General features: G+C 38.7%; 10 protein-coding genes. 6 read left to right on the forward strand and 4 right to left on the reverse strand.

Annotated elements, in window-relative coordinates:
• Nucleotides 1-159 precede the first annotated feature (159 nt).
• The 6 genes from PNIG_RS16560 (at nucleotide 160) to PNIG_RS16585 (ending at nucleotide 11,885) form a co-directional block, all read left to right on the forward strand.
• The gene (locus PNIG_RS16560; protein WP_011329644.1) at nucleotides 160-1,398 is read left to right on the forward strand and encodes an AAA family ATPase; all 1,239 of its coding nucleotides are present in this window, start codon (nucleotides 160-162) and stop codon (nucleotides 1,396-1,398) included.
• 15 nt (nucleotides 1,399-1,413) lie between these two features.
• On the forward strand, nucleotides 1,414-2,376 hold the full coding sequence (locus PNIG_RS16565; RefSeq protein ID WP_011329645.1) for a transcriptional regulator: 963 nt from the start codon (nucleotides 1,414-1,416) through the stop codon (nucleotides 2,374-2,376).
• 425 nt (nucleotides 2,377-2,801) lie between these two features.
• Nucleotides 2,802-5,948 (forward strand): DEAD/DEAH box helicase, encoded by a 3,147-nt coding sequence (locus tag PNIG_RS16570; RefSeq protein WP_089369318.1) that lies wholly within the window; start codon nucleotides 2,802-2,804, stop codon nucleotides 5,946-5,948.
• 328 nt (nucleotides 5,949-6,276) lie between these two features.
• Nucleotides 6,277-7,245 (forward strand): IS30 family transposase, encoded by a 969-nt coding sequence (locus PNIG_RS16575; RefSeq protein ID WP_089368737.1) that lies wholly within the window; start codon nucleotides 6,277-6,279, stop codon nucleotides 7,243-7,245.
• A gap of 640 nt (nucleotides 7,246-7,885) precedes the next feature.
• The gene (locus PNIG_RS16580) at nucleotides 7,886-9,352 is read left to right on the forward strand and encodes a DNA recombination protein RmuC (protein ID WP_089368995.1); all 1,467 of its coding nucleotides are present in this window, start codon (nucleotides 7,886-7,888) and stop codon (nucleotides 9,350-9,352) included.
• 199 nt (nucleotides 9,353-9,551) lie between these two features.
• Complete coding sequence (locus PNIG_RS16585) at nucleotides 9,552-11,885, forward strand: S9 family peptidase (protein ID WP_089368996.1); 2,334 nt, start codon at nucleotides 9,552-9,554, stop codon at nucleotides 11,883-11,885.
• A gap of 124 nt (nucleotides 11,886-12,009) precedes the next feature.
• Here PNIG_RS16585 and PNIG_RS16590 read toward each other — a convergent pair whose 3' ends face one another.
• Genes PNIG_RS16590 through PNIG_RS16605 form a run of 4 tightly spaced genes read right to left on the reverse strand, consistent with a single transcriptional unit; the run spans nucleotide 12,010 to nucleotide 14,377 of the window.
• Nucleotides 12,010-12,537, reverse strand: coding sequence for a DUF411 domain-containing protein (locus tag PNIG_RS16590; protein WP_089368997.1), 528 nt, complete (start codon nucleotides 12,535-12,537; stop codon nucleotides 12,010-12,012).
• 10 nt (nucleotides 12,538-12,547) lie between these two features.
• Nucleotides 12,548-13,036 (reverse strand): YybH family protein, encoded by a 489-nt coding sequence (locus PNIG_RS16595; RefSeq protein WP_089368998.1) that lies wholly within the window; start codon nucleotides 13,034-13,036, stop codon nucleotides 12,548-12,550.
• A gap of 22 nt (nucleotides 13,037-13,058) precedes the next feature.
• On the reverse strand, nucleotides 13,059-13,961 hold the full coding sequence (locus PNIG_RS16600; RefSeq protein WP_089368999.1) for a copper resistance D family protein: 903 nt from the start codon (nucleotides 13,959-13,961) through the stop codon (nucleotides 13,059-13,061).
• Between the two features lie 11 nt (nucleotides 13,962-13,972).
• A complete protein-coding gene (locus tag PNIG_RS16605) occupies nucleotides 13,973-14,377 on the reverse strand; it encodes a copper resistance CopC family protein (protein ID WP_089369000.1) in 405 nt (134 codons plus the stop codon).
• Nucleotides 14,378-14,383 lie beyond the last annotated feature (6 nt).

The following is a 14,383-nucleotide window of genomic DNA, read 5'->3' on the forward strand; positions in this document are numbered from 1 at the left end:
TACTTAACCATACTTAACCTCTCTATTTATACTAAGAGATATTAAGCATGTAAAAATATTATTAGATGTCTTGTTTATAAAACACATGTCACTATAAATAGTTGTTTACAGCAAATTGAATGGACATTATACTAACAGCCTAACTTTGAGGAATTAAGTATGTCTATCAATAATAATGCGCTAAGTACCTACCGGCTTTTGAAAGCAACAGCTGAAGTTGCCGAAAAGTCACTAGAAGGACGTATACAACATTATCGCGCTCATCTTAAATCTGAAGAAAAAGAATTAAGAACTTATACGCAAAAAGCAGCTGCCGATCTGCTTGGTTGTAACAATCGTACCTTAAAAAGACGCCACGACAATGGTGATTTTGATAATTTAAATATCAAACGTGGTGCAAATGGTCATTACGCTTACACTTTGGTAAATATTTTTGCTATGGCCGATATTATGGATATTCAGCCAGATCACCGTACTGGTGATGACAAACTGCAAGTTATTGTAATTAACTCCTTAAAAGGCGGTTGTGGTAAAACAACTAGTATGGTTAATATTGCAGCAGCATTGGCAACTACAAATATTAAACGCTATCGTATTGGTATTATTGATTTAGATCCTCAAGGTTCATCATCTAGCTTTTTTCCATCGGCAGAGCCCGATCCAATTACCGTTGGCGATTTAATGCGTGATTGTATTGATTTAGACGAAGGGGAAACCTGGCCTGAATTTGTATCAAACTCATTTTTACCTACGCATATTCCAAATATTCGTGTTTTACCATCTGGTATGGATGATTTTTATTTTGAACATGAAACAGCTACTTTACTCAAAGACACCTCAAATTACGAACAAACCCGTCATTATCATAAGTTACTTGAAAAAGTAATTGACCCAGTAAAAGACGAGTTTGATGTGTTATTAATCGACACAGCTCCAACACTTAACTTTATGTTTTATAATGCGTTAATGGCATCTACAGCGATGCTAATACCGGTTCATCCAGAAGCAGTAGACTTTGATGCAAATAATAAATATTTAAAACGTTTAGGTGAGATTTATCATACAGTTGCAGCCCTAGGCCATGAAGGATGGGACTTTATGCAGTTTTTAGTAACTAACTATGTAAAAGGTAACCACTCGCAACGCGATATCGTTAAAGATGTTCGTAGTGCCTTTGGTCGCCAAGTGATGAGTTACCCAATTAATCATAGCTCAGCAATTACAGCGAGTTCGTCTTCGTTTAACACTATTTTTGATCAAAAAGCATCAGATAGTTTAGCAAGTCGCGAATCGTTAATGCGTGCGCAAGAAAATATAAAAGATGTAGTTGATGAGCTTGAAATGCTGATCCGCTCTAATTGGCAATCTACACAATCAAAACTAAATACCCCTAAGTAAGGATGTTAAACAAAAATGGCTAAAAAACGTAAAAATGACACCCGCTTAGATCCTTTTGCAACAGCGGTTGGTAGTAGTAGTCTTGATGCTTTATTAGAGCAAGCAAATGCAGGCGATGTAATTCGTATGCCAGCGCCAAGTGATCCTAGCAGAGAAATTACCCTAGTTTGTAAAGTGATTTCCCATAGTGACATTGAGTCAACAACCCAGGTATATGGCAAAAACCGCCGTGTACAGTCGCTGTTAAATGAAAAGTCGGTATCCGATATTCTACCGGCAATAAAAGAAGATGGCCGTAATCAACACCCGGCACTTCTTTGGGATCAAGGCGATACAAGCTTAGTACTTGCGGGATCACGCCGCCGTAAAGCCTGCATTTTGGGTAATGCCGATTATTTAGTGTTGAGCTCTAGCGACTTTACTGATCAAGATGCAAAAATTTTAGCTGTTTCGTCTGATCAATACATAGCACCTAGCTTGTGGGAACTTGGACAAGCTTATCAAAACACTAAAAATGAATTAATTGAGCAAGGTAAAAAAGGCTCTTACCGTGAAATTGCAGTTATTGAAGGCGTATCGCATACCGCGGTTGCCGATGCAATAAAAGCATTCGAGCAAATCCCTGCAGATGTTGTTGCACTTTACCCTACAGCTAATCATGTTGGCCGTGAAGTGGCTAAAAAGCTGATTAGCGCAAAGGAGCGCGACCAAGCAGCCTTTAACTTGCTAGTTGCTGACATTGCTAACCATGAAGACATAAACGCAGCAGCAAGCGATGACAAGCGTGCAATGGCCATTACTAAGTATTTAACTACCGAGCCACAAATAGCCGTTAAACGTGAAGTTGTGCTTGAGAGTAACTTTGTTTCAGTACAGCGCAGTTTAAAAAATGGTGATGTTTCAGTAAAAATAAACAATAAAGTTATGACAGACAAACGCTTAGAACAACTTACTAAGCTATTAGCTGCATTTAACTAGTTAGTAAAATAATGATCTATAAGGGTGTTAGCTTAGTTAAATATTGATCTGTACACCCTTTAAGTTAGTAAAAAACTGATCCCATATAGCAAAATTTAAGCATAAAAGAGTTACTTGCCTATTTTAGATCAGCTTTTTACTAACTAAATTACCTTTTTATCTTAGATCCTACCTGTTTTGCGCTTTGTTAGTATAAAGCTGATCTGTAAACCCCCTCCTTGTGTTAGTAAGTTGTTTTTAACTTGTGAGTTAGCTGTGTGTTTTATTTTAAATAAATAATAATTAGCGCATTATTTAGCTATAAAGCAATTTTTTACTAAGCGCTCAGCTCCAACCAGTTTATTTAACGTTAATATTGCTTTAGCTCAGAGCATATAAGGCATATACTAAAAAAATTGTTTTTAAAATTTAATACTTTGAGTGACATGTCTGCTAACTTATCTAAAACTGATCTAATGGCTATTTTTGAAGAAATTAAAAATGAGCAGGCTACCCAGTTTCCTCTTTCTGAACGCTTCATTAAAAAATTGTTTAAGCCCGCCGTATTGGCTAAAGGTAAAGCGTATTATAAAAACGGCCAAATTAGCTGGTTAGAGCATAATAGCGATTTTTCAGTTGTGGATTCAACAGTACGTGGCGACAAAGGTATTTCGTTTAATCAACGTATTGAGATCAGTAAAGTACCTACTGGTTATTCGGTAGATACTCACTGTACCTGTAACGTTAAAACAAAATGCCGCCACTTAGCTGCTATTTTGCTCAAACTTAAAATAGAACACTCGGGTGAGTACGGCGAAGACTACTTTATTAATGATTGGTTTACTGAACTCGGAGCACTTAAAAACAGTACCGAACAACCGCCTTCACAAGTGCTTTTATTTGTATTAGATGTAGAAAACAATAAAGTGTTTTTAACGCCCAAAATAGCTAATTACGATGAAAATCAAAGCTATGCCTTAGGCCGTAACCTTACCGAGCAACAGCTAAACAGCTTTGTAACTCCTAGCGATTTATTAGAAAGCGACTTTAGATTATTTAGCTGGATACGTTCACAAAATGCAGTAGGTAATATTGAGCTTAAAGGGCAATGGGGTTTTAACGCACTGCAACAGCTTATAGCAACTGAAAGATTGTTTTTACAACGATCACGCGTATCAATTAAAGCGCAAACAGGTCAAGCGTTAAGCTTTAGTTGGCAGCAAGTAAAAGATCTAACCCAATTAAAAGTTAATTTAGAAAACAGCAAAAATTGGACACTAATTAAAACAACGCCACCTACTTATTTAGATCTCGATACTTATAAAGTAGGACGCATTCGCACCCCCTTAAGTGCAGATGAAATTGCTCATTTACAAACAATTCCAGCATTACACGACACTAATTTTGACCGTATTTATAAACAACTCGCCGATAACTTTGGCTCGGGTGTTATTCCGCATCCCACTAATGAAAAAAACAATACCTCAAAACTCTCTAGTAATGCGGTTTTAAAAGTAACAATGTCGGCGGAAGGATTAACGCTTTCGTTATTGTTTAAATATAAAAATAAAAATTATTTGGCAGGCACAGCGCCAGAAACCCTAGTAAATAGTGCTTTTGAAAACACCGTAAAAAACGAGCTAATAAACTTAGGTTTCGATTTTTGTAAAGGGGGTTTACAAAGTGAGTTTATTTTTAATAAACAATCGCCCATTCACTTACACTGGTTAGTTTATGAGGTGTTTCCTAGCTTTGTTCAACGAGGCTGGAAAGTATCGGTTAGTAAAGTAAATGCTGTTAACCCACAAAGCCAAGTAGCTTTGCATGTACACCGTACTGCGGGGCATCAAATGCAGTGCAAAATTATATTAAACGATGCTAAAGCTACATTATTATTTAATCAAACAGATGCTCATTATGAATCGTTAAATCGTCAAAGTGAGTTGTTTTATTACTACCCAATAGGTCGTGAGTTTGGCGCTATAAATAAAGCAGCGTTGCATTTGTTAAATGAGTTTAAACAACGATTTGAATTTATAAAAACCAGAGATGAATTTAATATTCCGCTTTCATACTTGCCTGAACTGGTAAGTCATACTGCTATAAATGTTGAACTACACGACGAGTCATTGTCACGTTATTTAGAAGAGCTAAATAGTAATGACCAGTCGCGCCCCACTACGCTTATACAAGGGTTAAATGACTCAGTTGTATTGCGCGAGTATCAGCAGCAAGGCGTTGCGTGGTTAAACTTTTTAAAACGCCATCAGCTTGGCGGAATTTTAGCAGACGACATGGGATTAGGTAAAACTCTGCAAGTTATTGCCTATCTAACAAGTAGTTATAATAATGCGCAAGCAGGCCCTACACTCATTGTGTGCCCTACAAGCCTAGTAAGCAATTGGGAAAAAGAAATAACCAAGTTTGCTAAAAACTTAAAAGTAACCACTATTTTTGGTGCCCAGCGTAATGAGTTATTACAAAATGTAGCGCAAGCACAATGTATATTAACTACTTATCCGCTACTTAAACGCGATATTGCGTATTATTCACCACTTTATTTTGAAAATATTATACTCGACGAAGCGCAATATATTAAAAACGATACCGCGCAGGTATCGCGTTTAGTGAAGCGCCTTAATGCCGACTTTAAGCTTTGCTTAAGTGGTACGCCAATAGAGAACAACTTATTCGAGCTTAAATCATTACTTGATTTTGCTATGCCGTCATTACTTGGCTCGCAAACGCATTTTAAAACTCACTTCCAAACGCCAATTGAGCGTGAGAGCAATGCAGAGCGAGCACAGCAACTTAAAGACTTAATTATGCCGTTTATATTACGCCGTACTAAAGCGCAAGTTGCACAAGAGTTACCGCTAAAAACAGAGTTAATTAAAGAGTTTGAATTTGAGCCAAAACAAAAAGAAATGTACCACAGTATTACTCAAGCATTAGAAGAAAAACTAACTGATCTGTTTTCTGAACAAGGCATGCAAAAAAGTAAACTCGCCTTTTTAGAAGCGCTGTTAAAATTAAGGCAAATTTGTTGTCACCCTAAATTAATAGAGCCAACAACTCAGGCTGGCAGTGCAAAACTAGAATGGCTAAGTAATCGCTTACCGCTAATGCTAAGCCTAGGTAGAAAAGTAATTATATTTAGTCAGTTTACTTCTGCGCTCGATCTTATTGCTGAACGCCTAAAAGAAATAAATATAAACTTTAGTTTACTTACCGGACAAACGCGCCAGCGCGATAAAGTGATTGATGAGTTTACCAGTGGTGCAACATCGGTGTTTTTAATTAGTTTAAAAGCCGGTGGTACGGGGCTTAATTTAACGCAAGCCGACACAGTAATTCATTACGATCCTTGGTGGAACCCAGCAGTAGAAAAACAAGCGACAGATCGTGCTTATCGTATTGGCCAAACTAATCCTGTGTTTGTGTATAAACTTATTATGGCAAATTCAATTGAAGAAAAAGTATTTAAAATGCAACAAGATAAACAAGCTCTTGTAGATGCTTTATTTACCGAAAAATCAATGAGTTTTACCCAGTTTGACGAGCAACAAATGCTCTCTTTAATTAAAGATTAAAAATGTTTGTAAATATTCAGATCTTTTTTGAACTTAATTAAATATGCAGCGTCTACTATTATGCTAGCGGTTAAATTGCAGTTTAACCAAGCATTATATTGATTTCCCATTTAGTTACTTAAATAAGTAATGATTTAGCCAGCCCACTTTAGGGCTGGCTTTTTTTATGCCTTTTTTACACCGCTGCTTTACACAAAACTTAAGTTTAATTTTTTTATACTTTTTTTGAACCCTAGATTCAAATTGTAAGTGCATAACTTGTTTTGGCTAGATTAAGTGGTCAGTTGCTCATAAACTAACTGCTTTTTCTCCGGCAAGAGATTTTACAATGAGACATTACAAACAACTGACCTATGCGCAAAGATGCCAGATCGCCGTTCTAAAGAAAAGCGGTTTTACGCAACAAAGTATTGCTGAGCTAACTAATTTATCGCAATCTACGATTTCAAGAGAGCTTTCTAGAAATACAGGTAAGCGAGGTTACAGACACAAACAAGCTCATGAGCGGGCTTTGTTTCGCCGAAGAAGTGTAAGAAAACCGCTTAAGATGACACCTGAAATGATAGCTTTAATTACCCAGAAGCTTAATGAGAAGTGGAGTCCTGAACAAATAACGGGATGGTTACGCAAAGAAAGTGAACTGTCTGTCAGCCATGAATGCATTTATCTGTATATCTGGGAAGATAAAAAAGCAGGTGGTGAGTTATACCTACATCTGCGCCGACACGGTAAGAAATATCACAAGCGCAGTCATGGTAAAACAAACCGAGGGCAAATAAAAAATCGCGTTAGCATTGAAGAGCGCCCACAAATAGTTGATGAGAAAGGTCGTATCGGAGATTGGGAAATAGATACCGTCATAGGTAAAGGTCATCGAGGCGCCCTTGTTACCATTGTAGAGCGGGTCACCCAATTCACTGTATCAACTCAGGTGGCAGGCAAAACAGCACAAGCCGTCACTACGGCGACGATAGAGCTATTAAGGCCATATAGGTCAGCGCTTCATAGCATCACGGCTGACAATGGAAAAGAGTTCGCTTATCACGAGCAAATCACAGAGGCTTTAAGTGTTCCTGTTTATTTTGCTCACCCTTATCACTCATGGGAGCGCGGATTGAATGAAAACACGAATGGATTACTACGTCAGTATTGGCCGAAGAGCACCGATTTTAAGGCGGTAACACCAGCGCAAGTTATACCAGTACTTGAGCAACTTAATAATCGTCCGAGGAAGACACTTGGATTTGAAACGCCTGCAAAATTGATGCAGGATCACTTGGCGGCTAAAGCCGCCTAAACGTTATGCACTTCAGATTTGAATCCGCGAACTTAATTAAATATGCAGCGTCTACTATTTTGCTAGCGGTTGAATTGCAGTTCAACCAAGTTTCATGTTGATCCCCCTATTTAGTTACTAAATTTAGTAATGATTAAGCCAACTCGTTTGAGTTGGCTTTTTTTTTGCAAAAAATTACTTAGTAGCCCTCTTAAACAATATATAAATAAATTTAAATTATTATTGAACTAAATACTCAACTTGCCGTCTACTATTATGCTTGTGATTACATTGCAGTTAATTCAAGTTTCATGTTGATTCCCCTATTTAGTTACTAAGTTTAGTAATGATTGAGCCAGCTCGTTTGAGTTGGCTTTTTTTTGCAAAAAATTTACTTAGTAGCCTTCTTAAACAACATATAAATAAATTTAAATTATTGTTGAACTAAATATTCAATTTGCCGTCTACTATTATGCTTGTGATGAATTGTTGTTAACGCAAGTTTCATGTTGATTTCCCTATTTGGTTACTAGTTTTAGTAATGTTAGGCCAACCTTTTATAGGTTGGCTTTTTTTATGCCTTTAATTTATATCCCGCCCCTACTGCTATCGATAGTTATTCGTTATGATGGCATGTCTCTAAATTTAATAAGTTTATTTTATGTTTTCTCAGTTATTAACTAGCATTGATTGGCTAAGTGTAGGCGTAGGCGTTACCGCAGGTGGCGTAATTTGTAGCCTAGTATCTGCATCGCTTAGTAAAAAATTAAAACAACAACTTAGTGAGCAGCAACAGCAGTTGTCGTTATTGCAAAGTCAGTTTGAGAGCAAAACCCTGCAATACACCCAGTTAGCGGATGACCACGAACTTTTAGAGCATACCCATCAAGAGCAACGCGACCAAGCGCAGCACTTTAAAACCCGCTTTACCGAACAAGAAAAACAAAGCCAGCAATATAATCAGTTTTGGCAAAAAGCCGAAGCCGAGCTAAGTGCACTGCGCAAACAATATAGCCAACGCGATGTAGAGCTAAATAATATACGCACTACGCTTGAGCAAAAACAACAACACTTTAGCGAACAACTTGCGCAAATAGAGCAAAGCAAAGAGATGCTTAAAAAAGAGTTCGAAAACTTAGCGAATCAAATTTTAGAAGAAAAGTCTCAAAAGTTTAAAGTGCTCAATCAAGAAAGCATTGAGCAACTATTAAAACCAGTGCAAGGCGAGCTAAAAGGCTTTCGCGACAAAATGGAGTCAATCCATGTTGAAGACTTAAAACAACGCGCCGCGCTTAAAACCGAGTTATTACATTTACAAGCAAAAAGCCAAGCCATAACCGAGCAAGCCGACAGGCTCAGTAACGCTCTACAAGGGCAAAAGAAAACCCAAGGCAATTGGGGCGAGTTAATGCTAGAAAACGTGCTCGACAGCGCAGGCTTACGCGCAGGCGTAGACTATAAACGCGAGGTGTCGTTTAACACCGAAGACGGCCGCTTACGCCCCGATGTAGTTGTGTATTTGCCCCAAGGTCGCCATTTAGTTATTGATGCTAAAACTTCGTTAAACGCCTACACACGCTATGTTAACGCCGATAACGAGCTAGAAGCACAGCAAGCTATTAAAGAGCACGTTGAGGCTGTTAAAGCGCGTATAAACGAGCTTGCGAGTAAATCGTACGACCGTCTACCTGGGCTTAACTCGCCTGAAGTAGTGGTGATGTTTGTACCAATAGAGTCAGCCTTTGTTGAAGCGCTTAAATACCAAAGTGATATTTACCAGCAAGCAATCGAAAAAAATATTCTAGTGGCGACCCCCACTACCTTACTCACTAGTTTAAATATAGTTAAACAGCTATGGCGCTTTGAAGAACAAACTAAATACTCAAAAGAATTGGCAGCTCGAGCCGAGCGTTTTTATAACAAGCTCAATGGCTTTTTAACCAGTATGGAAGGGGTTGGCAAACAGCTAGATCGTGCTAAAGAAAGCTACGACAAAGCGTTTTCGCAGCTTTACCGAGGTAAAGGTAACCTAATTAAACAGGCAAGCGAGTTTAAAGAGCTGGGCGTATCGGTACAAAAAGAGCTGCCAGCAGAGAGTGTTGAACGTGCAAATTTAGAATTAGATTAACTGCGTAGCAAAAGGGTTAGGTATTTAAAAACGGTAACCTTCATTACACAGCTAATGCCTACTTTTAATTAACATGGCGTATTAATTCCGTTTTTAAGCTTAATCCCTTAATAACGCGATAAACGCTCAGATCCTATTTTGCTTATTTGCTAAAGTAGCGGGGTCAGTATTTATTTAATAACCCCCCCTAGGAAACACGATGAAAATAATTAAAACCTCAGCACTGTTAGTTGCCATTCTGGCGGGTATAACCATACAAGGGTGTTCTATGACATCAAATACATCACCATCAACAACAGGTAATGCAGTTACACCTATTAGTAACCCGCTTACTCTTGAGCAAATTTATAAAGATAAATACTTTAAAGCACAGCGTAGTACTTACTTTAAATGGTTAGACGATGGCACTGGCTACACAGTACTTGAGCAACGTGAAGCCGATAAAAAAGTAGGCGTTAAAGCTGACGACGAGAAAGAGCACGGTGTAAAAGGCAACGACATTGTATTTTACAACGCCGATGGCACAGGGCGAAAAGTACTGGTTGCTTTTGAAAAGTTACTGCCAGAGGGCGCAGATGAAGCGTTTGCAATTGAGAGTTATCAATTTTCTAAAGATGGCCAGTGGCTCATGGTATTTACCAACAGTGAGCAAGTATGGCGTTCGCGCAGCCGAGGGGATTTTTGGTTACTTAACTTAAATACGAATAAACTCTCGCAGTTGGGCGGCGAAAATCCTGAGCCCAAAAAGCTTATGTTTGCTAAGTTCTCCCCCGACAGCTCAAAAGTAGCGTATGTGCGCGATAATAATATTTATATGCAAGCAGTTGGCAGCAATACCGTTAGCGCATTAACAACCGATGGCAGCGCTACCACAGTTAATGGTAATTTCGATTGGGTATACGAAGAAGAGTTTTCTATTCGTGATGGCTTTAGTTGGAGCCCAGATAATAAATCAATCGCGTATTGGCAGCTCGATACTAGCGGCGTTAAATACTTTACCTTGATCAACAACACCAAAGCGCTCTACCCTAGCCTTACTGAATTTCCATACCCTAAAGCAGGCGAAACTAACTCAGCAGTACGCGTAGGCGTAGTGAGCCTAAGTGACAAGCAAACCCGTTGGGCTAAGCTTGAGGGCAATAACCGCGATCGTTACATACCACGCATTAGCTGGGCAGGCGATGGTGAGTCGTTACTTATCCAAGACTTAAACCGCCCACAAAACCATAATAATTTATGGTTATTTAATTGGCAAAAGCAGCAGCTAACTAAAATACTGGCAGAAAAAGACGATGCGTTTATTGAATGGTTTTATAGTGCTAATTGGTCAAAAAGTGGTGAGTTTTTTATTTGGCACAGCGAACGCGACGGCTGGCGTCATTTATATCGCATATCGCGCGATGGCAAAAAAATTATCGACCTAACCCCTGGCGATTACGACATTGTTGATATGCTTGCAATCAACGAAGACAAAAACGTATTGTATTTTAGTGCATCACCAGATGATGCAGCTCAGCGCTATTTGTATCGCACAGCAATAGATGGCAGCAGTAAACCAGTACGAGTAACACCTGAGCAGTTTAACGGCTCCAACAGTTACTACGTGTCAAAGGATGCTTCTTGGGCCATGCACACCTATTCTAAATTTAATCAGCCGGCCGTTAAGCAAATTATTAAGGTGAGCGATCACAGTAATGTAAAAACCTTGGTCGAAAACAGCGAGCTGAAACAAAAATTAGCAGAGCAAAGTTTACCAAACCATGAGTTTTTTAAAGTAGCCGCGCATGATGGCACCGAGCTTGATGGTTATATTATGTTTCCTGCGGATATGGATCTAAATAAAAAGTACCCAATCGTATTTTATGTTTATGGCGAACCTTGGGGATCAACCGTACAAGATCGCTTTGAAGGTAATAGCTATTTATACAAATCGTTATTAACTCAAAAAGGCTTTATTGTTGCATCAGTTGATAACCGCGGTACACGCGCACCAAAAGGCCGAGATTGGCGCAAATCTATTTATAAAAAAATAGGCTCAATTACAGTGCAAGACCAAGTAGATGCACTTGATGCCATGGCTAAACGCTGGGATGTAATAGACACAGAGCGGGTTGGCGTATGGGGACACTCTGGCGGCGGCAGCTCTACACTTAATTTATTATTTCGTCACGGCGACAAATTTAAAGTAGGTATTGCTTCAGCACCTGTGCCCGATATACGTTTATACGACACCATTTATCAAGAGCGTTATTCGGGTAACCCAAACACCGATCCACAAAGCTATGATAATACCTCGCCAATTAGTTTTGCTAAAAACCTTAGCGGTAAATTATTACTGATCCACGGTACTGGCGACGATAACGTACACTATCAGGGGTCTGAGCGTTTAATTGACGAGCTTGTTAAGCATAATAAACAATTTGAGTTTTTTGCTTATCCTAATCGTTCACACAGCCTAAAAGAAGGCAAAGGAACGGCTTTGCATTACCACACTATGATGGCCGAATTTTTTGAAAAAAACTTACTAAAATAATTTTTGATTCATTATTAAAAAACAAAAGCCACAATTTAAATTTGTGGCTTTTTTGTGCAAACTGTAATGGGGGTTTACAGTTCTTTATAGGTACTAAACAGTCTCACCAACTATGCCACAATAGTTAAAACTGCTCGTCGTATTGACTAATGTGCTTGTACACACCTGTGGTGGTGTTTGTGGTAATAAATTCAATGTTGTATTTATGAAATGCATCGCCCATTTCCATACCTGGTGTGCCTAGTGGCATTGCGGGTACGGTCAAACCGATAATATGCGCTGGGTGTTTTTCCGATAAAAATTGTTTAATAAACTTAGCCGGTACGTGGCCTTCAAACACAAAACCGTTGGCCGACACAGCTGTATGGCATGAGCGCTGGTTAGGCTTTATTTGATATTGCGATTTTATTAATCCCATATCGTCTGCATCAATGGCTTTTGTATTAATGTCGCTTTGATTTATATGCTCAATCCAGCCTTTGCAACAGCCACAGTTTTTATCTTTATAAACAGTAAGCTTTAACTCCTGTTTTTTGGGACTATCGGCTGAGCTAGTTGCTTTATGTACTTGCGGTGATTGCTCAGAGCACGCCCCCATAAGAGGCAGTGCTAGTGCTAAAAGCACGCTTGAGGTGATTTTAATTATACGCATAATTAACGCCTTAATTTGACCAATGAATATGAGTTATTTTCCAGCCTGAATCGGTATTTTTTAAGGTGATTGACTCCATACCTGTGGCGCTTATTTCTTTACCTTTATAGTTGCCATGGCTTTTACTTCTTGATACCGAGTAAGCCATATCACCATTAATAAACACTTGGTGCTCTAATAGGTCGCTGTTAATTGCACTTAGGTATTTCATGTCAGCTAACATGTGGTGGTTAGCGTATTCATCGGCTGAGCGCTCAACGCCGCCACCTTCAAAAATAATCACATCATCGGCTAGTAATTGTCGAGCAGTTACTTTATCGCCTTGCTTAAGCGCAGTATGAAACGAGCTAACAACTTTTGCTGCAGCACTGCTTACATTAACAAATAAAGCTGATTTTTTTGCGTGCTCTTCATCACCATGCGCGTTTACAGTAAAAGAGCTTGTTGCAGTAAATAACAGCGCTGAGATCAATCCAAATTTAGGGTGTTTTATTAACATGTTTTTCTCTTTATAAGATAAATTATACGGGCGGCCCAACGAGCGTGGTAAATACACTGGTGGTTAGCAATACACACACGGCAATAAGCATTTCAACAGAAATAGAACGCTTTAAAGTAACAACATGATGTTGCTGTGTAATTTGCGGAACTAAACGTAGTTTATGCCAAGCACCCAGTAGTAACATAGCACTCACTAACAACAGTTTTAACATTATTAGCTGGCCATAATTTGAAGTAAATAATACAGAAAATGAATTTAAGTATTGCCATAATAAGGTTATACCAGATATGAGCAGTACCGCTATGATAATAATTGCTAGCTGTCCAAAGCGTTCCATTAAATGTTTTATCGTATTTAACGATAGCAGTTGGCAACTTTTATAAAGAGGCCATAGTGAGCCAATCCAACTAGCAATGGCAATTAAGTGCAGTGTTAATATACTTTTAATTAATAGGCCTTTTTCGGCGCTGTGGCCGGTTAAGGTAAAGCTATAGGTAAGGATAATAAGTGCTAATAGTGTAATAACAAAATTAGCCACGTTAGCTGAGTTTGAATGGGTGCGCCAAGTGCACACCGCAAACAAGGCAATTATAAATGCAGGCACTCTCATACTTACCTGCTCACCAATTACTGATTGCCAAATTATATCCAGCATGAAGGGGTCTATCATGCCAGCAAAACCAGATTCAGCCATGGCCCCCGCTTCAATTGGTATTTGTAATATTGCACCAATAAAGCCCACCATAACAAGGGTGATTTGCCAGCGCTTTAAATACCGATTAAAACAGCTTAATTGTGTATCTGGCGTTGTACTCTCATTATTAAGTAAGCGCATTAGCAAGCAGCCCGCAAGGGCTGCAATAGCTAAATAGCTTACTATTTTTAATAATAGTAACAGCACTGACCAATCACTTAATTGCATTATATGACTACCTAATGATTATGTTGTTTATGGCTAGCCGCCATGTTTTTCATTTTAGAATGTGTGTCGCTGGCGTGCAGCATAAAGTCAAAATTGCCTGACATTTTATGGCCATCGCCACCAAGCGCTATCCATTTAACTGTGTAATTACCTTGTTCAAGCTTGGGTAACGGCCAGCTAAAGTTGCTATTAGCTTTTGCACTGGGTTTAAAGTTAAAATCTACTTGCTTGTTTGCAGCATCACTTAAGAGTACTTTGGCAAGTTGTACTTCGTCGCTAAACGTTAACGTAAGTTGCTCTGGACTTTGCATTAGCATCGCACTATTTTGTGGTGTTGATTGCTTTAGCGAAATATGAGCTGATGCCGAAAAGCTTAAAGCTAAGCCTAAAATTGCCGCAATAGTTATAAATTTCATAATTAC

Origin of the sequence: Pseudoalteromonas nigrifaciens (genome assembly GCF_002221505.1) — a bacterium.
GTDB classification, from domain to species: domain Bacteria; phylum Pseudomonadota; class Gammaproteobacteria; order Enterobacterales; family Alteromonadaceae; genus Pseudoalteromonas; species Pseudoalteromonas nigrifaciens.